At 71.1% G+C, this 18,327-nt stretch carries 18 protein-coding genes and 1 pseudogene; 11 read left to right on the top strand and 8 right to left on the bottom strand.

Translation table 11 applies throughout. The features are described 5' to 3' along the window. Positions 1–247: 247 nt before the first annotated feature. Complete coding sequence (locus ABD299_RS16070; protein ID WP_344262917.1) at positions 248–658, bottom strand: GntR family transcriptional regulator; 411 nt, start codon at positions 656–658, stop codon at positions 248–250. A gap of 182 nt (positions 659–840) precedes the next feature. Here ABD299_RS16070 and ABD299_RS16065 point away from each other — a divergent pair, with 182 nt between their 5' ends. The 5 genes from ABD299_RS16065 (at position 841) to ABD299_RS16045 (ending at position 5,243) form a co-directional block, all read left to right on the top strand. Then, entirely contained in the window at positions 841–1,218 is a 378-nt protein-coding gene (locus ABD299_RS16065; RefSeq protein ID WP_344262916.1) for an SCO3933 family regulatory protein, read from the top strand. Next, positions 1,215–1,427 (top strand): hypothetical protein, encoded by a 213-nt coding sequence (locus ABD299_RS16060; protein ID WP_344262914.1) that lies wholly within the window; start codon positions 1,215–1,217, stop codon positions 1,425–1,427. The genes ABD299_RS16065 and ABD299_RS16060 overlap by 4 nt, the downstream gene beginning before the upstream one ends. Continuing rightward, positions 1,424–2,836, top strand: a complete 1,413-nt coding sequence (locus ABD299_RS16055; RefSeq protein WP_344262912.1) for an ATP-binding protein — start codon at positions 1,424–1,426, stop codon at positions 2,834–2,836. The genes ABD299_RS16060 and ABD299_RS16055 overlap by 4 nt, the downstream gene beginning before the upstream one ends. A gap of 55 nt (positions 2,837–2,891) precedes the next feature. Beyond that, positions 2,892–3,647 (top strand): DUF2637 domain-containing protein, encoded by a 756-nt coding sequence (locus ABD299_RS16050; protein ID WP_344262911.1) that lies wholly within the window; start codon positions 2,892–2,894, stop codon positions 3,645–3,647. A gap of 132 nt (positions 3,648–3,779) precedes the next feature. Beyond that, entirely contained in the window at positions 3,780–5,243 is a 1,464-nt protein-coding gene (locus tag ABD299_RS16045; RefSeq protein WP_344262909.1) for a replication initiator, read from the top strand. A gap of 135 nt (positions 5,244–5,378) precedes the next feature. Here the strand turns inward: ABD299_RS16045 and ABD299_RS16040 are convergent, their stop codons facing one another. Next, positions 5,379–6,884, bottom strand: coding sequence for a recombinase family protein (locus ABD299_RS16040; protein ID WP_344262907.1), 1,506 nt, complete (start codon positions 6,882–6,884; stop codon positions 5,379–5,381). A 112-nt stretch (positions 6,885–6,996) separates the two neighbouring features. On the opposite strand from ABD299_RS16040, the gene ABD299_RS16035 reads away from it, so the two are divergent. Next, on the top strand, positions 6,997–7,152 hold the full coding sequence (locus tag ABD299_RS16035) for a hypothetical protein (protein ID WP_344263286.1): 156 nt from the start codon (positions 6,997–6,999) through the stop codon (positions 7,150–7,152). A 157-nt stretch (positions 7,153–7,309) separates the two neighbouring features. Here ABD299_RS16035 and ABD299_RS25160 read toward each other — a convergent pair. Beyond that, positions 7,310–7,900, bottom strand: a pseudogene (locus ABD299_RS25160) (DUF4276 family protein); the annotation flags it as partial. Positions 7,901–8,206: 306 nt separating this feature from the next. Continuing rightward, entirely contained in the window at positions 8,207–8,767 is a 561-nt protein-coding gene (locus ABD299_RS16030) for a dihydrofolate reductase family protein (RefSeq protein WP_344262905.1), read from the bottom strand. A gap of 262 nt (positions 8,768–9,029) precedes the next feature. Between ABD299_RS16030 and ABD299_RS16025 the strand changes: the two genes are divergently transcribed. Next, a complete protein-coding gene (locus ABD299_RS16025) occupies positions 9,030–9,398 on the top strand; it encodes a hypothetical protein (protein ID WP_344262904.1) in 369 nt (122 codons plus the stop codon). Between the two features lie 3 nt (positions 9,399–9,401). Beyond that, positions 9,402–9,983, top strand: coding sequence for a hypothetical protein (locus ABD299_RS16020; protein ID WP_344262903.1), 582 nt, complete (start codon positions 9,402–9,404; stop codon positions 9,981–9,983). A gap of 123 nt (positions 9,984–10,106) precedes the next feature. Here ABD299_RS16020 and ABD299_RS16015 read toward each other — a convergent pair whose 3' ends face one another. After that, a complete protein-coding gene (locus tag ABD299_RS16015) occupies positions 10,107–11,981 on the bottom strand; it encodes a glycoside hydrolase family 3 protein (protein ID WP_344262902.1) in 1,875 nt (624 codons plus the stop codon). Positions 11,982–12,186: 205 nt separating this feature from the next. Between ABD299_RS16015 and ABD299_RS16010 the strand changes: the two genes are divergently transcribed. The 3 genes from ABD299_RS16010 to ABD299_RS16000 all read left to right on the top strand — a co-directional run bounded on the left by ABD299_RS16010 (position 12,187) and on the right by ABD299_RS16000 (position 13,917). Continuing rightward, a complete protein-coding gene (locus ABD299_RS16010; protein WP_344262900.1) occupies positions 12,187–12,480 on the top strand; it encodes an MTH1187 family thiamine-binding protein in 294 nt (97 codons plus the stop codon). A gap of 10 nt (positions 12,481–12,490) precedes the next feature. Further along, the gene (locus ABD299_RS16005) at positions 12,491–13,036 is read left to right on the top strand and encodes a GNAT family N-acetyltransferase (RefSeq protein WP_344262898.1); all 546 of its coding nucleotides are present in this window, start codon (positions 12,491–12,493) and stop codon (positions 13,034–13,036) included. Positions 13,037–13,113: 77 nt separating this feature from the next. Next, positions 13,114–13,917 (top strand): SAM-dependent methyltransferase, encoded by an 804-nt coding sequence (locus tag ABD299_RS16000; RefSeq protein WP_344262896.1) that lies wholly within the window; start codon positions 13,114–13,116, stop codon positions 13,915–13,917. 60 nt (positions 13,918–13,977) lie between these two features. On the opposite strand, the gene ABD299_RS15995 is transcribed toward ABD299_RS16000, so the two are convergent. From ABD299_RS15995 to cydC, 3 genes are all read right to left on the bottom strand, one after another. Then, entirely contained in the window at positions 13,978–14,724 is a 747-nt protein-coding gene (locus ABD299_RS15995) for an SDR family NAD(P)-dependent oxidoreductase (protein ID WP_344262894.1), read from the bottom strand. Positions 14,725–14,741: 17 nt separating this feature from the next. Beyond that, entirely contained in the window at positions 14,742–16,475 is a 1,734-nt protein-coding gene (locus ABD299_RS15990; protein WP_344262892.1) for a GAF domain-containing sensor histidine kinase, read from the bottom strand. Between the two features lie 51 nt (positions 16,476–16,526). Then, positions 16,527–18,327, bottom strand: a 1,801-nt coding sequence (gene cydC, locus ABD299_RS15985) for a thiol reductant ABC exporter subunit CydC (protein ID WP_344262890.1), incomplete at its 5' end; no start/stop codon positions are given.

Raw genomic sequence — 18,327 nt, 5'->3', positions numbered from 1 at the left:
CCGGGGTGGTGTCCGCTCTGGCTGCTGGGATGGGCAAGCCCTCAGAGGTGGGTGGGCAAGCCGTGGGCAAGCTTTCGGGCAAGCCTCGGTGAGTTTGATCGGAACGTCAGCAAGGAACGGCACGACATGAACGGGGCGGGAATGAAGAAGCACGAGGCGGCGGAGATTGCGGCTCGCCTGGCGAAGATGGAACAGAAAGTGGCCCGACTGGAGGAACTGGCGCGTCGGGCAGGTCAGCGGTTGGGCACTACGACTTTTTCGGTTTCTCGCTGACTCCTGCGAGCTGCTGAAAGATGCTCAAGAGGCTGTCCAATCTGGCGTCGATCGCGTTCAGGCGCTCGGACAGCTCGACGTATTCGGGTGTGGGCATGTGGCGTTCTGATCCCTGCTCGCTGGCATCGGCCTTCGGGCTGGTGCTGGCCGGCAGGGTGTCGACGACGAAGTTGCCCACACCCGGCCTGGAGTAGATCAGGCCCTCGTCGCGCAGAACGCGGAGGGCCGATCGAGCCGTCATGTTCGCAATCTCGTACTCGGCTTCGAGGTCGCGGGATGACGGGACGCGCTCGCCCGGCTTGATGCGGCCGGACCGGATCTGCTTGCGGATCTCGTCGGCAACCAGCTGGTAGGGCGGGGTGTGGGAGTCCCTCGGCAAAGTCATGTGTCGAGGGTAGCCCGCCTAGCACACCAATCGCACTAGGACGCCGAAATGCGGGCTCCTGCGCTCGCTGAGCTAGCTAGATCCCTGCACCAGGTGCGCTAGGTGCTTGACGGGGGTGTTGGACGTAGTGCACTGTAGTGATCACGCCGCACCGAGCGGCACCGAACGAAAGGAAGTTCCCCATGGCGCGCATCCGCGTTGGCTTCACCAGCACCACCCGTCACATGCTCGGCGTCCTGCCCACCCCGAAGTTCACCGACATGGAGAAGACCCAGCTCGCCACCGACCGCGAGACCGGTGAGCCGCTGTACACGGTCACCGTCTTCGTGATGGAGGACGGGGCCGCTGAGGCGATCAAGGTCACGATCCCGAAGAGCGGTCTGCCGAACGGGCTGAACGTCGGTGCGTTCGTGCGGCCGCTGGACCTGTTCGCCACCCCGTGGGCGCGGGTCTTCAACGGTCAGCTTCAGGACGGCATCGCCTACCGGGCCTCGGGCCTGGAGGTGCTGGCCATGCCCGCGCCGCAGGTCGCGGACGAGCCGACCGAGATCGCCGCGTGACGGGCGCTGTCGGGTTCCGGTTCGGCGCTGAGCGCAGCTATCCGCTCGCTCACGCCGGACCGGACCCCCGGTTCTCCGAGTCCCTGATCAACTCCGTGGCCGCCGTTCTCGTCGGCTACGGCTACCCGCCCTTCGAGTCCCTGGAGGACTGGGCGGGCCTCGAATCAGCCCTCGCAGGCTATCTCTACGAAAGGAAGGACACGACGTGACTTTGGGGGAGGTGACGGGCTACGCCCCGCTCGTGGTCGGGGCCGGCCTCGTCCTCATCGCCGTGTGGGCGGTCGTCTGGCTCGTCCGCTACGCGATGGCGGACACGGAGACACGGGCCAGCATCCGGCAGGCGATACGGGTTCGTCGGACCTGGAAGCGGCTCGCGCCGATGGCGGGACTGTCGGTCACGGACAAGACCCCGCCCGCGCTGACCTCGCTGACGAACACCGACAGCAAGCCACCCAGGCCGCGGGTTCTCATCCCCGCGTTGAAGGTGACACCGGACCGCTTCGGCGTCGTCGTCCGGGCGAACTGCCTGCCGAAGGTGAGTCTGGAGGAGTTCCAGAAGGCGGCCCCATATCTGGCGGACGCCTGGCGGTGCACGCGGGTGTCGGTGGTCCAGGACAAGCCCGGACAGGTGCTGATCCGTGGTGTTCGAGTCGATCCGCTGCTGACACCGACCACGCACCTCCCCTCCGGGCTGGCCCCGGAAGAGTTGGTGCGGTGGGAACTCGGCCTGGACGAGTACGCCCAGCCGGTGGCTGTGAACCTGGCTGAGGTGCCCGGGGTGACCATGGCCGGCCTGCCCGGCTTCGGCAAGACCTCGACGGTCAACCGCTTCATCTGCGACTGCGCACCCTCACCCGCCGTGCAGATCGCGGTAGCCGATGGCAAGGTGTCGGCCGCGTATGAAGGCGACTACGCCGACCTGGTCAGCCGGTTGTTCGCCTTCGTCGGTGACGACCTGGACGACGCCAATGCGCTGTTCAAGCGGCTCGTCAAGCTCCGCCGGGACCGGTCCGCCGCGATCAAGACCGTGCTCGGACGCAAGGACATGTGGCATGTCGGCCCGTCTGCCGCCTGGCCGTGGACGGTGTTGATCATTGACGAGGCGCACACGTACTTCCGCGACCACAAGGGCTCGGACAAGGAGTCCAAGCGCCTCGCTGCCCTGGCGGCCGAGAACACGAGGCTTGTGGAAGAGCTGGTCAGGAAGGGCCGCAGCGTCGGCATCCTGGTCATCCTCATCACGCAGAAGCCCACGGGCGATGCCATCCCCACGTCCATCCGTGACGTGTGCCCGGTCGGCATGTCCTTCGCACAGAAGACCGCTGAAGCGGCCGTGGCCGCCCTCGGGGACGACATCCGCCAGTGGCCTGACGCCAATCCGACGACGTTGCAGGACCCCGCCTATGTCGGCGTCGCGGTCATGAACAGCCCTGGCAAGGCGGGCTTCACCCGCCTGCGTACCCCGTACGTCGAAGAAGAGGACGCGGCCCGCATTGCGGCCGAGACCGCCCACCTCACGACCGACCCCGCTGCCCTGCTCGCTGCCCAGCTCCCTGCCGGCATCGACCTGACCAAGTACGACGGCTACGACGAGGGTGAGGCGCCGCTCGCCGCATAGCCCAGATGGCCAATCCGCCTATTCCTGCGCACTGTTGAGAGGAGGTGAACCCCCTATGTCTGAGGACCGGATCACTCAGCGCACCGTGACCGTGGTCATGGGCGTCATTGCCGCCCTGGCCTTCGTCTTCTCCTTCGGCAACGTCTGGGCCCTCGCCCTGCGGCTCGGCATCCCCGAGCCCATCGCGCCGCTGATCGCTCCGATGGTGGACCTGTCCGTGGTCGGCCTCCTGGTGGCGCTGCGCTATCTCTCGCTGCGCGGTGTCCCGCCAGAGCAGATGAAGGCCGCTACCCGGCTAATGCACTTCTCCGGCCTGCTGACCCTGGCCCTCAACATCGCCGAGCCCCTGGCCGCCGGCCACTACGGCCGCGCTGCCGTGGACGCCGTGGCCCCGCTGCTCCTCCTCGGTTGGGGAGCCGTCGGCCCCCAGCTCCTCCGGGCCTTCCACACCATCGGCACCCCCGCGCCCGTCCCCGTCGTCACGGAGCCGAGACCGGAACCCCGGCCCGTTCCCGCGCCGGTCGTCCCGGCTGAGGAAGACGAGCCTGCCGCTATCCCGGTGCCCGCCACCCCGGCCCCTGCCGATCCGGCCCCCGTGCCCGAGCCCGCACCCGTGACGGCCCCGCCCGTGCCCGCCCCGGCCCTGGTGCCTGCGGTCAAGGTGCCCGAGCCGCTGCTGAACGAAGCGCGCTCGATCGCGGACGCCCACCGCGTCCAGCACGGCGAGCCCATCACCACCGCTCAGCTCAAGGCGCGGCTCGGCGTCGGCCTGCCCATGGCCACCGCCCTGCACTCGGCCCTGACGGCCTGACCTTCTCGCCGGCCTTCCGGCTTCCCTCCCGCACCTGGCCTCCAAGGGGCTCGGTCCGCCATGCCCCGAGCAGCCCGCGCATCCGTCGGCCTGCTCGGGGCCCCAGCCCAGCACGAAGGGAGAACCCGCCCCATGAAGCGCCCCCTGGACCTGCGGCACGTCGTCAGCCCAGCCCTGCGGGACCTGATCGAGCTGGCCCACCTCGAAGACTTCGACCGCGTGACGGAGCAGGTTCGCAACGTCCGCGGCTGCACCCGCCCGGTCAACCTCGTCGGCCACACCGCCACCCTCGACGCCACCACCCGCACCGTGGTCCGTGCCTACTCCACTGCCGACGAACCCACCGGCCGACTCCTCACCACCTGCGGCAACCGCCGCGCCTCCCGCTGCCCGGCCTGCTCCCGCGTCTACGCTGCCGACACCTACCACCTGATCAAGGCGGGACTCTCCGGCGGCAAGACCGTCGCGGAAGACGTCCGCACCCACCCCCGCGTGTTCGCCACGCTCACCGCGCCTTCCTTCGGGCCGGTCCACAACCGCCCCACCACTCCGTCGGGCAAGCCCCTGGACTGCCGCTGCGGCCGGCACCACGCCGAGGACGACCCTGCCCTTGGCACTCCGCTCGCCCCGGCGTCGTACGACTACACCGGCGCCGTGCTCTGGAACGCCCATGCCGGGGCGCTCTGGGCACGCTTCACCATCTACCTCCGGCGCGAGATCGCTGCCCAACTGGGCATAACGCAGAAGGCGTTGAAGGCAGCTCTGCGCGTCTCCTTCGCCAAGGTCGCCGAGTACCAGAAGCGCGGCCTGGTCCACTTCCACGCCGTGATCCGCCTCGACGGCCCCAACGGACACATCACCCCGCCTCCGCCCTGGGCCACCCTCGACGCCCTGGATCACGCCGTACGCGCCGCTGCCCGCCGCGCTCAGCTCACGATCGAGTCCGATGCCGTGGGAGAACGCGTCATCGCCTGGGGCGACCGCATCGACGTGCGGGAGATCAAGGCCCTGGGGGACGGCGAACTCACCGATCAAAAGGTGGCCGCCTACGTCGCCAAGTACGCCACCAAGAGCGCCGAGGGCTCCGGCACGGTTGACCGCACCCTTGTCTGCCGCGCCTGCTCAGGACGCGGATACACCAGCGGCCCGGACGGCTTCCGCGACTTGTGCGCCGACTGCGACGGCACCGGACAGGCCAAACCTCTGCGCGATCTCCAGGTGCAGCAGCACGTACGGCAGATGATCCGCACCGCCTGGGCGCTCGGCCACCTGCCGGAGTTCGCGGACCTCAAGCTCTGGAAGTGGGCCCACATGCTCGGCTTCCGGGGCCACTTCTCCACCAAGTCCCGCGCCTACTCCACGACCCTCGGCGCGCTCCGTGACGTACGCCGCGCCTGGCGCACCGCCCAGGCCGAGACAGCCCGCGCCCGCGCCGGCCACCCGGCCCCCGACGAGAACACCACGCTCGTCACAGAGTCCTCCTGGGCCTACCTCGCCTCCGGCTACCGCCCCGGTGAGGAACTCCTCGCCAAACAGGTGCGCCACGACCTCGCCCACACCGAACGCCTCAAGACAGAAGGGAACCCCTGGCAGTGATCATGGTCGCGGAGAAGCCGGTTCGTTCCCTGGCAGACGAGGCCAGGGAACGTTGGATCCGGAGGTGCGTGGATGAGGCCCCGCCGCTGAGTGACGCCCAGCTCAAGAGCATCGGCACGGTGCTGGGCATCCGCCTCACTCGGAAGTGCGCCACACAGGCTTGAGTAGCTCGTAGTCGAACGCCTTGTTCCCCTTGCCGCCGGGGACGGCCACAACGGCTACGAGCGCATCCTTTATGGCCTTGCGCTTCTGCGTCAGCGTCTTGCCCTTGAACGACGCGGCGATGTCGGCCTCGGCGGACTCGGCCTCCGCCTTCAACGCCTCGTTCTTCGCCTGGTCGGCGCGCAGCTCCTTGATGCGTCGCTCGATCACGGGAAGGTTCCGGAAGAACGCCTCGTCGTCGATGTCGGTGTCTTCGTCGTCGTGCCACCGGCGCTCCAGCTCCTTGCGGCTGCGGATGGCACGTTCGAGGGCTTCGGCCTTGTCCCAGTCGGGCACGTCGCGGGACTTGCTGGCGGCGTCCTTCTCCAGCTTGGCGATGACCACGTCCACCACGAACCTGTCGGTCTCGTCGCCCCGCTTGTACGTCTTGTTGCACCCCCCATCGACGGCCTTTTTGCACATGTAGGCGTGCTTGTACTTCAGCCAGTCGTTCGCCTTGATGCCGATCATCTTGTTGTTGCAGACGGTCCCGTCCTCCAGGACGTTGCCGCACCTGAGGATGCCCGTCAGCAGGTACTTGTGGACCAGACCGCCCGTCGGCACGCCGGACCCTCGTCCCCGCTCGCGGATCGTGTTGGTCACGGCGTACCAGTCCTTGGGAGTGACGATCGCCTCCCACTCGCCGACCACCGGCTTGTCGTCCCCGTCGCGGACGAGCTCGCCCTTGATCTCCCGGTAGCCGCAGAGTCGCGGGTTCATCAGTACCTGCTTGACAGTCTGGTACTGGAAGGGGTTGCCCCGGCTCGTGATGAACTCGGCCTCCTTCCACTGCCGGGTGATCTCGGAGATGGATGCCCCCGCGATCACGTCCTTGACGGCCTGGCGGATCGCGTCGGCCTCCTTCGGGCGGAGCGTGACCTTGTCGTCCTCCCAGCCGAACGGGCGCCACGCAGAGACGGCCAGACCGCGAATCGCGCGGTTGCGGTGGCTGTTGCGCGAGCGGCGCTGCTTCTTCCTCGTCTCGCTGAGCGACATGGCCACGCCCACGAGGCCCTTGATCTCGAACCCCTCGGCGTAAAGGTCCTGGATGCCGTTCGAGTCGTGGTAGACGCGGCCTTCGTGCGCGGTGAACGCCTTCAGGTACCGCTCCCAGTCGCTCGGCCGGCGGTAGAGGCGGTCATCGTTCACCGCCATGACGCCATGGATGGGGTAGCCCTCGGGCGTGTGGCCGGCCTTCAGGTCGGTGATGAGCTGCTCGAAGTCGTCGCGAACGACGCTCTCCTTGCTCGCGCTCTTGTCGTTGTCGGTGTACCGGTAGACCACCAGCCAGTTGAACGCGCGGGCGTGGTCGCCCATCTCGCGGTGCTGGTCCTCGATGCCGTGGGCGTCCTTGACCCGTCCGTCGAACGAGATGCGCGCGTAGCAGACGACGCACTTGAGCGTCGGGTCCGCGGCGACCATCGCTCGAACCTCGTCCACGGTCGGCGTGCCTTCGGGCACCCCGCGCAACCTGCTGACGAGCTCTTCGCGCTTCTCCATCGGCGGCCCCCCTCGGGTCTCATGTGGCTGTCTGTCCACGACCCTAGACCATATGGATACTCTGCTGATGCTCTGTTCGATGAAGATCTCCCAGGACATCCGCCGCGAGCACGGTGGCGAACTGGCCGACATCGAGGCGGGTATGGCGGAGAAGTCCAGGGAGTTCGCGGAGTCCGGCAACCGCGTCTACCTCCCCATCGCCGACTGACCCTTTCGCTCTCGGTCACCACAGCCCCGCCCGCGGCCCTTACCCGGGCGGGGCGCGGGCTGCCCCGCTTCCACAAGATTGCTTGGATCGCTGATGCGGTTGTTTGCCGATTCAGGCGTGTTTCCGTCCAGAGCAGCGTTTTGAAGGCTTGGCAGAAATGGCCGAAACTGGGCGACGTGTTGACTCCTGGGTCCATGAGAGGACCTGCAGTGCGGGCCAGGTCCATTTTCCGCAGGCCGCCAGGAAAGTATCCATGATCTTGGAGTAGTTTCTCGAGTCTTTCCCATGTGCCGCCTTTGATGGCATCAGGATATCGATATGTCGATCTCTTTTCGAAAGCTTTTGGGGGTTTGGGATAGGCTGTGCGTAGCGCGCCGGGGTCGCCAAGCATCCACGCTTCGATCTCTTCGCAGGCTACAGTCACCTTTGCGTGGCCTCCTGACGCGGCTCCTGTGCCCGTCAAGTATTCTAGACCTTTGGCATCCTTGACTACCTCTACCAAACGCTTCTTCAGAGTCGAGCAGTCATCGTCATCGCGATCTGCGACGGCAAGGAATCGGATGTCGCTCGATGCGGCCCAGCTTCCGTACCCGGCGAGCCGCTGAGGAAGTTTGCGCATTAGGTCATCCTTTCCTTGAAATGCTCGGGTGGTGAAGTCCCTTTCCATTTGTGCAGTCGGTGCAATTGCCGATGCCAGTTCATGGATGAGGACTTCGGTGCTTGGCTCCTCAAGGAAGATTTCCAGCACAGGTCTTCACCGGGGCCCTTCAGGCTTAAGCGGGTCTCCGTGATTGAAGTATCCTTCCATCCAAAGATCTCCGAGCAGGGCCCCGGAGTCTACGTGCGACCGAAGCCCCTGCCGGGCGACGTGGGAGGACAGCCGGGGCCGATGCTCCACCTGTGACAAGGGCCGGCGTGAGCCGTCCGAGCAGTTCTCAACCCGTCCGCGAGCTGCCGTTCTCCCGCCCCGCTTCCTGGACCTGGCAGCACGAGCGGCAGGCCGTGTTCGCTACGCGCCGCGCCGGCTGAGACGAGTGCGGACGGCGGGCGTCGGTCAGGGGTGGTGGTAGCGGAGCAGGACGACACCCGAGGTGAAGGGGCGGGCCTCGACGAGCCGCAGCCGGGTGGGGCCGAAGCCCTCGGGCCAGTACGGGGTGCCGCCGCCCAGGGCCACCGGATGGACGGCGAGCATGTACTCGTCGATGAGCCCGTACCGCATCAGCCCGGCGGCCAGCGAGGCGCCGCCGACGCTCAGGTCCTTGCCCGGCTCCTCCTTCAGCCGGCCCACCTCCCCGGCGATGTCCCCCCGGACCAGCCTGCTGTTCCACCCGACGTGCTCCAGGGTGGTGGAGAAGACCACCTTCGGCATCTCGCGCCACAGCCGGGCGTACTGCGCGACGTACGGAGGGGCGGACGGGTTCTGATCGGCCGTCGGCCAGTACTGGGCCATCAGCTCGTACAGGCGGCGCCCGTAGAGGTGCGCGCCGAGCCGGGACTCGTGGTCGTTGAAGAACTGGTGCAGTTCGGCGTCCGGGACGGACCAGTCGATCCGGTGGTCCACCGTCTCGACGAACCCGTCGAGCGACACCATCATCGAATAGATCACTCGGCGCATGAGGCACTCCTCCGGTCCGGCAGCGGTGCCGCGGCCCGCACAGGGACGTCCGCCGCACTCGAACGACGCTAACCGCCCGCACCGACAGGAACCGGCAAGCGCGCGGACGGCGCGTGATGTTCCGCCCCGGCGGGCCGGGGTGACCGGGCCCGGAAAGCGCGGCCCCCTCGGCGTTCCGGGGCCCGGACCTCTGGGTGCCTGCGAACGACCGGGCGCCTGTTCGATGCTTTCCGTGACGGGGTGGTGACAGAAGGTCGTCCGGGTGGGTAAGCTGATGGAGGAGTCGGCGGAGTACGGGGGAGTCCGGATGGCCCATGGAGCGCTGGCGGTGTACGGGGCCTTCGGAGGCGCGCTCGTTTCCCTGGCCGTCTTCTTCACCTTGGTCAACACCAGGCACGACTGGCCGTGGAAGGCGGAGGGCGGCCCCACCGTCCGCGTCTACCTCGCCGGTGAGGCGGCCCGCGTCCTGCTGGGCAGCGGAGCCGCGTGGGGCCTGGCCTCGACCGACGAACTCGGCCCGCTCGCGGCGATCATCGTCGGAGCGGGTGCTCCTGCGATCATCGACAGCTGGCGGCGTGTGTCGCCCGGGGCGCCGGACCGCACGCCGGTGGCCGAAGAAAGCGGTGCGTGAATCATGAATGGGCGCTTCCTCGACGCGTTGACCCACCGCGGCCCCGGGTACGAGTCGCCGCACCCCACGCGGGGGCGAGGCCGCTTCGTCGATGCCCTGACGCACAACGGGCCCGGTTACGACCTGCCGTCGGCGCCGGAGCGGGCCGAGGTCAAGGAGGCCGCCCGCAGGAGCACGGAGCGTCTTGGCTACGCGGTGCTCGAAGTGGTGGAGAAGGCCTACTACCTCAAGGGCGCGTACGAGGCGCTGGGAAGGGCCGGGGATCCGGAGGCGCGGCGCGAGGCACGTGACCGGGTCGAGCAGTCCCTGGAGGAACTCCTGTGCCACGTGGAGACGTCCCTGCGTGACGCCGTGGCCGGTGTCAGGGAGAGCGCCAATCCGCTCGACCTGCGGCTCCGCGTGCGGTTGCGACGCCTGGAGCGCGCCATGGAGAAGCTGTCCGGCGCGGCGCGGGGCGACCGGCGGGCGAGTGGGCCCGGCGGCCCGGCCGGGCGCACCGCTGTGGAGCCGGAGACCGGGTCGCTCAGGGTGGCCCTGTTGTGGGCCGACTCCTGGACCGCACCGGAGCAGCACGCCGTGCGCTGATCGCCCCGCCCCACCCCGCCTCGGGCCGGGCGCCGCGCACGCACGGGCCCGGCCCCGGGGAGGGATCGCGAGCCGCCCCTCCCCGGGCCGTGGCCTCGCGGGCACCGGACCCCGCGGGTGGCGTCAGTCCTGCCGGGCGGAGCCGGTGGGGCCGGCGGGGTTGTCGTAGGTCAGGCCGTGGCCCAGCGGGAAGAGCGGGTCCTGGCCGTCGCCGTCGTTGACCGGCAGCTGGTCGGCGGAGCGCATCCAGGTCACCGGAAGTGTTCCGCCGGGGGCGTGGCCGCCGTAGAGGACGTCGGCGACGCCGTCGCCCTCGGTGCCCGGCAGCCAGGCGGCGACCAGCGCGTCCCAGTCGCCGAGCCGGCCGGCGATGTCCAGCGGGCGGCCGGAGACCAGCACCACGACGACGGGCACGCCGGCGGCGGACAGCCGGTCCAGGGTGGTTCGGTCCTCCGCGTCCAGGCCCATGGAGCCGGGCCGGTCGCCGGTGTACTCCGCGTAGGGCGTCTCGCCGATGACGGCGACCGCCACGTCGTAGGAACGGTTGATGCCGCGTCCCCGCCGGTCGTACGTCACACGGGACGGGTCGCCGGCGGCGGCGCGCATGCCCTCCAGAATGGTGGTGCCGGGGGTGATGGCGCCGCTCGCGCCCTGCCAGGTGATGGTCCAGCCGCCGCTCTGGTTGCCGATGTCGTGGGCGTTCTTCCCGGCGACGAAGACCCGGGCGGACGCGTCCAGCGGCAGGACGCCGCCCTCGTTCTTCAGCAGCACCTGCGACTCGCGCACCGCCTGCCGTGCCACGTCGCGGTGTTCGCGCGAGCCGATGGTTCCGGCCTGCGAACGGTCCGTGAAGGGCCGCTCGAACAGGCCGAGTTCGAACTTCTTGGTGAGGATGCGGCGGTTGGCGTCGTCGATCCGCTCCATGGGCACCCGGCCGGACTCGGCCTCGGCGCGCAGCAGTTCCACGAACCGGGGGTAGTCGTAGGGGACCATCACCATGTCGATGCCCGCGTTGACGGCGATGCGGACCTCCTCGGCGGTGAAGCCCTCCTCGCCGTCGATCTGGTCGATGCCCGCCCAGTCGGAGACCACGAAGCCCTCGAAGCCGAGCTCCTTCTTGAGGACGTCGTTGATCAGGTAGTCGTGGCCGTGCAGCTTGACGCCGTTCCAGCTGTTGTAGGAGATCATCACCGAGCCGACGTCCCGGGCGATCGCCTCACGGAACGGCGGCAGGTGGACGGCGCGCAGCTCCTCCTCGCTGATCTCGGTGTCCCCCTGGTCGACGCCGCCGGTGGTGCCGCCGTCCCCGATCCAGTGCTTTGCGGTGGCGAGCATCGAGCCGGGCGCGTCGAGCGAGGGGCCCTGCAGGCCGTCGATCACGGTGGTCATGGCGGAGGCCAGTTCCGGGGTCTCGCCGAAGGACTCGTAGGTGCGGCCCCAGCGGTCGTTGCGCGCCACGCACAGGCAGGGCGCGAAGTTCCAGCGCGGGCCGGTGGCGGTGGTCTCCCGCGCGGTGATCTCGCCGATCTCCTTCATCAGGGCGGGATCGGCGGCGGCCCCCAGCCCGATGTTGTGGGGGAAGATCGTCGCGCCGTGGAGGTTGTTGTGGCCGTGGACGGAGTCCGTCCCGTAGAGCATCGGGATGCCGAGCGGGGTGGCCAGGGCGGCGCGCTGGTAGGTGTCGTGCATGTCCGCCCATGCCCCGGGCGTGTTGGGGGTGGGGCTGGAGCCGCCTCCGGAGAGCACGGAACCGAGCCGGTACCGCGTCAGGTCGGCGGGCGACCGCACCGCGGCCCGTTCGGCCTGGGTCATCTGGCCGACCTTGTCGTCGAGCGTCATCCGCTCCAGCAGGTCCTCGACGCGGTCGGCCACGGTGGCGCTCGTGTCCCGGTAGAGGGGTTCCCCGGCGGCGGCCGGGGCGCCGGCGAGGGTGGCCCCGGCCATGAGCGCCACGGCCAGGGCCGCGGTGAACCCGCGCAGTCTGCTTCGTCTCGTCACGATGCCGTCCTTGGGTGTGGGGGGACAGGGCGACGTGCAGCTTTCCCGCTCCCGTGGTCCGCCGGAACGCGCGCCGCGGCGTGTCGCGCGGAAACGCCGGGCCGGGCCATGGTGCATGGGAGCGCTCCCAGTGTCGCATGCTGGGAGGCGATCCGGCCGTGACCGGGCCGGGTGGGACCGCAGGAAGACCCGAAGGAGACTGATCATGATCGTTGCGTTCTCGGTGTCGCCCGTCGGTGCGGGGGAGGACGTCGGACAGGCGGTGGCGGATGCCGTCCGGGTGGTGCGCGAGAGCGGGCTGCCCAACCGGACCGACGCGATGTTCACCAGCATCGAGGGCGAGTGGGACGAGGTGATGGATGTCGTCAAGCGGGCAACCGAGGCCGTGCACGCCCACGCCGGCCGGGTCAGCCTGGTGCTGAAGGCCGACATCCGCGACGGCATGACCGACGGCCTGACCAGCAAGGTCGAGACCGTGGAGCGGCTGCTCCAGCAGTAGTCTCACCTCCATGGACGAGATAACGGTGCTCTCCGGCGACCGGGTGCGCGACGCCGCGCCGGAGCTCGCCGGCCTGCTGGTGGACGCCGTCGACGACGGCGCGTCGGTCGGGTTTCTCGCGCCGCTGCCCGCCGCCGACGCGGCCGGCTGGTGGCGGGACCTGGCCCCGGCAGTCGACGGGGGCCGGGTGACGGTGTGGGCCGCGCGCCGGGCGGGACGGCTGACCGGGACCGTTCAGCTCCACCGGACCGCGGCGGCCAACGGACGGCACCGCGGGGAGATCGCCAAGCTGATCGTGCACCGCTCCGCCCGTGGGCGGGGGCTGGGCGGAGCGCTGCTCGCCGCCGCCGAGCGGGAGGCGGCCCGGGCGGGAATGTCGCTGCTGATCCTGGACACGCAGACGGGCAGCGCGGCCGAGAGCCTCTACCGGGGGAAGGGATGGACGCCCGTCGGCGTGGTGCCCGGCTACGCCGCCGACCCGGCAGGGGAACCGCGCTCCACGACGTTCTTCCACAAGCGACTGCTCCCACCGGCCTCCCCGGCTGCGCCCGCCTGACGGCCCGCGCCACCCGGACTGCCTTTGTCGCGTAGATTGACACGCAGTCAACAAGCTTTCCGCGAAAGGCGATCGACATGACCGACGGCGGCGCCATCCCGGGCATGGACCTCACCAGGCCCAGCATCGCCCGTGCCTACGACTACATGCTCGGTGGCAAGGACAACTACGCGGTGGACCGTGAGGTCGGGGACCAGATCAAGCAGAACCTGCCCGGCGCCCAGGCCATCGCGGTGGAGAACCGCAAGGCGCTGGTGCGGGCCGTCCGGGAGATGACGGCCGGCCGGGGCATGCGGCAGTTCCTCGACATCGGCAGCGGCCTGCCGACGGCCGACAACGTGCACCAGGTCGCCCAGCGGCACGCCCCCGGGACCCGCGTCGTCTACGTCGACAACGACCCGGTGGTCCTCGCACACGGCCGCGCGCTGCTGGAGGAGAACGACCGCACCACCGTCGTGCAGGCCGATCTGCGGGAACCGCAGCGGATCCGCGACGACGCCGCGGTGCGGAAGCTGATCGACTTCGACCGGCCGGTCGGCGTCGTGCTGTGCGCGATCCTGCACCACCTCAACGACGACGAGGACCCGGCGGCCGTGGTCCGCTACTGGATCGACCAGGTCCCCTCGGGCAGCTTCTTCTACATCTCCCACTTCCGCACCGAGCACAACCCGGAGACGGCCGAGATCGAGGGCATTCTCCAGCAGTCCTTCGGCCGTGGCCGGTGGCGGGACGACGACGAGATCCGCGCCCTGTTCGAGGGCCTGGAGATCGTCGAGCCCGGCCTGGTCCCCACCACCGAGTGGATGCCGGACCACGACGGGCATCGCGAACTGACCGTCTGGGAGCGCATGATCGTCGCCGCCCTCGCCGTCAAGCCCTGACCGTACGCCCCGCCGGGGGCCGATGCGGCCCGCGAGCCCGCCCGTGCGCCGGGCGGACCGTCAGCGGCCTCGTTCGGCGCCGCCGTTGACCTGGACGGTCTGGGCGGTGATGTGGCCGGCGGCCGGGGAGGCCAGCCAGTGCAGAGTGAGAGCGACGTCGCCGGGGGTGCCGGCCCGGCCGTTGAGGGTCTCGTCGACGCGGGCCTGCCGCCGTTCGGCCGGCATCCGGCCGCCGAAGAACTCGGTGTCGTCGATCAGGCCGGGCGCGACGACGTTGACCGTCACCCCGCGCGGGCCGAGCTGGGCGGCCAGGTCGAAGGCGTAGGGGTGCAGTGCGGCCTTGCTGCCCGCGTACGAGCCGGAGCCCGAGCCCCGGTAGGCGGCGATCGAGCTGAGGAACAGCACCCGCCCGCCGGGCGAGGCCATCCGGTCCTTGAGCGCCTCGGTGAGCAGCACCGCCGTCAGGGTGTTGATGCGGAAGTTCACCGTCCAGGCGTGGGCCGCCCGGGCCAGCGGGTCCTCGGTGTCCGCCGCAGGCTCCAGAAGGCCGTTGCCGCCGGCGTTGTTCACCAGCACGTCCACCGCGCCGTACTCCTCGGCGACGAAGCGGGCCACCTTCGCCGCGCCCTCCGGCCCCGACAGGTCGGCCGCGACGTACGCCGCCCCCTCGATCTGCCCGGCGGCCTCCCGCAGCACCTCCTCGCGCCGGCCGACCAGCACCGTACGGTCGCCGTCCGCCGCGAAACACCGGGCGGTCGCCAGGCCGATGCCGGAACCGCCGCCACTGATCACCACTGTGCGAGCCATGGGCGGACGGTACCCGCTCACAGCGGCACCTGCCAGGACACCGTGGTGCCGGTGCCGTCGGGGCCCGGCCCGAACTCCGTGCCGCCGCCGAGGTCCTCGGCCCGCTGCCGGATGTTGCGCAGCCCGCTCTCCCGGCCGCCGCGGTCCTCGGGCAGGCCGATGCCGTCGTCGGTGACGGCCAGCCGTACCGCGTCGCGTCCGTCCGGCATCCGGGCCGACGCGTCCACCACCACCTCGACGCGGGTGGCCCGCGCGTGCCGGGCGGCGTTGGACAGGGTTTCGCGCAGCGCGGCCAGCAGGTTGCCGGTGACCGGCTCGGCCACCTTGGAGTCCACCGCGCCGTGGAAGGCGACCGAGGGCTGGAAGCCGAGGGTGAGCGAGGCGGTGCGGGACTCCCGCAGCACCCGGGTGCGCACGCCGGCCGGTGCCTCCACCGGGTCCTGCTGGAGGGCGAAGATGGCGGTGCGGATCTCCTGGATGGTGGCGTCGAGTTCGTCGGCCGCCTTGCCGATGCGCTCCTCGAGTTCGGGGCGTCCGGCGCTGCGCTGGGCGCTGTCCAGCATCATGCCGGTGGCGAACAGCCGCTGGATGACCAGGTCGTGGAGGTCGCGGGCGATGCGGTCGCGGTCCTCGTAGACGGCGAGCTGCTCGCGGTCGCGCTGGGCCTCGGCGAGCACCAGGGCGAGGGCGGCCTGCTGGGCGAACTGGGTGGCCATCGCCCGTTCGGGCAGGGTGAACTGCGCGGCGCGCGGCGCGCGCAGCACGGCCAGGGCGCCCTTCACCTGTTCTCCGCTGGCCAGTGGCAGCAGCATGGCGGGGCCGAAGCGGCGGGAGACCACGGCGGTCAGCCACCCCTCGGCGGCCATGTCCTCGGTGAAGACGGGTTCGGCGGCCAGCAGCCGGCGGACGACCTCGCTGCCGGCCGGGAGCGGGGTGCCGATGAGCCCGGCGGGGCTGGCGGCACTGGCGGCGACGATCTCCAGTCCGCCGGCCCCGGACGGCTCCAGGACGACCGCCGCGTCGGCGCCGGCGAGCCGCCGGGCCTGTTCGGCGACGACGGACAGCGCGTTGTCCAGGTCGCCGGAGAGCAGAGAGGTGGTCAGTTCGGCGCTGCCGTCCATCCAGCGGGCCTGCTGCCGGACGGCCTCGTAGACGCGGGCGTTGCCCACCGCGATGCCCGCCTCGGTGGCGAGGATCTGCAGCATCTGCAGGTCGTTCTCGGTGAAGGGGAGGTCGTCGCGCTTGTCGGTGAGGTAGAGCGCGCCGAATCCGGCGCCGTGCACCCGCAGCGAGACGCCGATCATGGTGCGCATCGGGGGGTGGCCGGGCGGGAAACCGGAGAACCGCGGATCGCTGGTCAGGTCGTCCAGCAGCAGCGGGCCCTCGCCCTCCAGCAGGGCGCGGATCAGGCCGTGGCGGCCGGGCAGCCGGCCGACGGCGCGGTGGGTCTTCTCGTCCACGCCGTAGGTGAGGAACTGGCCCAGGCCGGTGCCCTCGTCGTTGAGGACGCCGAGCGCGGCGTAGCGGGCGTCGGCGAGCTCGGCGGCGGTCTCCACGACCCGGCTGAGCATGGAGCGCAGTTCGATGTCGCTGCCGATGGAGACCATCGCCTCCAGCAGCTGCGGCAGCCGCTCGGCGATCTCCGGGGTGAGCCCGCGCAGGCTGCGGGCGGCCTGCCGGGCCGCGCCCCGGCCGGTCTCGTTCCACTCGGGGAAGGGCGGGGTGTCGGAGGGTTCCGCGGTCGCCGTCATGGGGCGAGCCTAATGAGTATTGTGCCCGGAATGTCGGCTTGGAGGGGGCGTTCAGCGTGCCGCGACGGGCGCCTCCGTCTCCCGTTCGCGCTCCAGCATCCGGCGGAACGGGCCGTCCGCGGCGGCCAGCGCCGCGTACGGGCCGCGCTGCACCACCTCGCCGCCGTCCAGCACCAGCACCTCGTCGACCTCGGCCAGGCCCGCCAGCCGATGGGTGATCAGCACGGTGGCGCGGCCGGCGGTGGCCTCCAGCAGGTCGGCGGTGAGCTCGTCGGCGGTCGGCAGGTCCAGGTGCTCGGCGGGCTCGTCCAGGATCAGCACGGGGAAGCCGGCGAGCAGCGCGCGGGCCAGCGCCAGCCGCTGCCGCTGGCCACCGGAGAGCCGCCCGCCCAGCTCGCCGACCATGGTGTCCAGGCCCTCGGGCAGGGTCTCGGCCCACCCCAGCAGCCGGGCGGCGGCCAGGGCCTCGCGCAGCTCGTCGTCACCCGCGGCGGGCCGGGCCAGCCGCAGGTTCTCCCGCAGCGTGCTGTCGAAGAGGTGGGCGTCCTGTGCGCACAGGCCCACCATGGTGCGCACGGTGTCCCCGTCCAGCCCGGCCGCTTCGGTCCCGGCCAGGGTGTAGCTGCCCGATTCGCTGTCCAGGAAGCGCAGCAGGCACTGGGCGAGGGTGGTCTTGCCGGAGCCGGACGGGCCGACGACGGCGATCCGGCGCCCGGCCGTCAGGTCCAGGTCGACCCCCGCCAGCGCCGGGCGGGCCGCCCCGGGGTAGCGGGCGGTGAGCCCGCGCACCCGCAGCGGGAACGGCGTGCCGGGCGCGGGGGCGGGCCGTTCCGGCTCGCGGACCGGGTCCGGGGCGTCCAGCACCTCATGGACCCGTTCGGCGGAGCGGCGCACCCGCTGCCGGTGCTGCACCGCGAGCGGCAGGCCGAGGACGGCCTCGAAGGCGGCCAGCGGCACCAGCACCACGGTGGCCAGCCAGACGCCCGCCAGCCGTCCGTCGTGGACGGCCTGCACGCCGGCCCAGGCCGCCGCGGTCACCGTCAGCCCGGTGATCAGGGCCAGCACGCCGCCGGCGAGCGCGGTGGCGGCGGCCGAGCGGGCGGCCAGCGAGGTGAGCTCGGCGTCGGCGGCGCGCACCGCGCGGCGCCGGGCGGGCAGCGCGCCGGCCACGGTGAACTCGGCGGTGCCGGTCAGCAGATCGACGGTGCGGGTGGACAGCCCGGCCGCGGCGGCGGCCAGCCGGCGCTCGGTGCGCCGGGCGACCGCCCCGGTCAGCGCGGGCACGGCCACCCCGGCCAGCAGCAGCCCGGCGGCCAGCGCCGCGCCGGCGGCCGGCAGCAGCCAGCCGGTGAACAGCACGGCGGCGGTTCCCACGGTGGCGGCCACCGCGGCGGGCAGCAGCCAGCGCAGGAAGTAGTCCTGCAGGGCGTCGACATCGGTGACGACCCGGGAGAGCAGGTCGCCGCGGCGGGTGTGCCGCAGTCCGGCCGGGGCCAGCCGCTCCAGCCGCCGGTAGGTGGTGACCCGCAGTTCGGCCAGGATCCGCAGCACCGCGTCGTGGCTGACGAGGCGCTCGGCGTAGCGGAAGACGGCGCGGCCGATGCCGAAGGCTCGGGTCGCGGTGACGGCGATCATCAGGTAGAGCACGGGGGGCTGTTCGGAGGCACGGGAGATCAGCCAGCCGGAGGTGGCCATCAGGCCGACGGCCGAGGCGAGCGCGGCGGCGCCCAGCGCGGTGCCGGCGGCCAGCCGTCCGGTGCGGGTGGCTCCGGCGGCCCGCACCCTGGCCAGCGTCGGGAGGCGGACGGCCGGGGCGGCGGCTCCGGAGCGGGCCGCGCTGCGGGCCGCGGCG

It is taken from the genome of Streptomyces sodiiphilus, from assembly GCF_039529215.1.
In the GTDB taxonomy this organism is placed as follows: Bacteria; Actinomycetota; Actinomycetes; order Streptomycetales; family Streptomycetaceae; genus Streptomyces; species Streptomyces sodiiphilus.
The sequence above is the reverse complement of the archived record's forward strand: the minus strand, read 5'-3'. Positions and strand labels throughout refer to the sequence as shown.

Bases quoted from the DNA above. Each gene is read 5' to 3' on its own strand.
- ABD299_RS16070 (WP_344262917.1), bottom strand. From the start codon at position 658: ATGACTTTGCCGAGGGACTCCCACACCCCGCCCTACCAGCTGGTTGCC.
- ABD299_RS16065 (WP_344262916.1), top strand. From the start codon at position 841: ATGGCGCGCATCCGCGTTGGCTTCACCAGCACCACCCGTCACATGCTC.
- ABD299_RS16050 (WP_344262911.1), top strand. From the start codon at position 2,892: ATGTCTGAGGACCGGATCACTCAGCGCACCGTGACCGTGGTCATGGGC.
- ABD299_RS16045 (WP_344262909.1), top strand. From the start codon at position 3,780: ATGAAGCGCCCCCTGGACCTGCGGCACGTCGTCAGCCCAGCCCTGCGG.
- ABD299_RS16035 (WP_344263286.1), top strand. From the start codon at position 6,997: ATGGATACTCTGCTGATGCTCTGTTCGATGAAGATCTCCCAGGACATC.
- ABD299_RS16030 (WP_344262905.1), bottom strand. From the start codon at position 8,767: ATGCGCCGAGTGATCTATTCGATGATGGTGTCGCTCGACGGGTTCGTC.
- ABD299_RS16020 (WP_344262903.1), top strand. From the start codon at position 9,402: ATGAATGGGCGCTTCCTCGACGCGTTGACCCACCGCGGCCCCGGGTAC.
- ABD299_RS16010 (WP_344262900.1), top strand. From the start codon at position 12,187: ATGATCGTTGCGTTCTCGGTGTCGCCCGTCGGTGCGGGGGAGGACGTC.
- ABD299_RS16005 (WP_344262898.1), top strand. From the start codon at position 12,491: ATGGACGAGATAACGGTGCTCTCCGGCGACCGGGTGCGCGACGCCGCG.
- ABD299_RS16000 (WP_344262896.1), top strand. From the start codon at position 13,114: ATGACCGACGGCGGCGCCATCCCGGGCATGGACCTCACCAGGCCCAGC.
- ABD299_RS15995 (WP_344262894.1), bottom strand. From the start codon at position 14,724: ATGGCTCGCACAGTGGTGATCAGTGGCGGCGGTTCCGGCATCGGCCTG.
- ABD299_RS15990 (WP_344262892.1), bottom strand. From the start codon at position 16,475: ATGACGGCGACCGCGGAACCCTCCGACACCCCGCCCTTCCCCGAGTGG.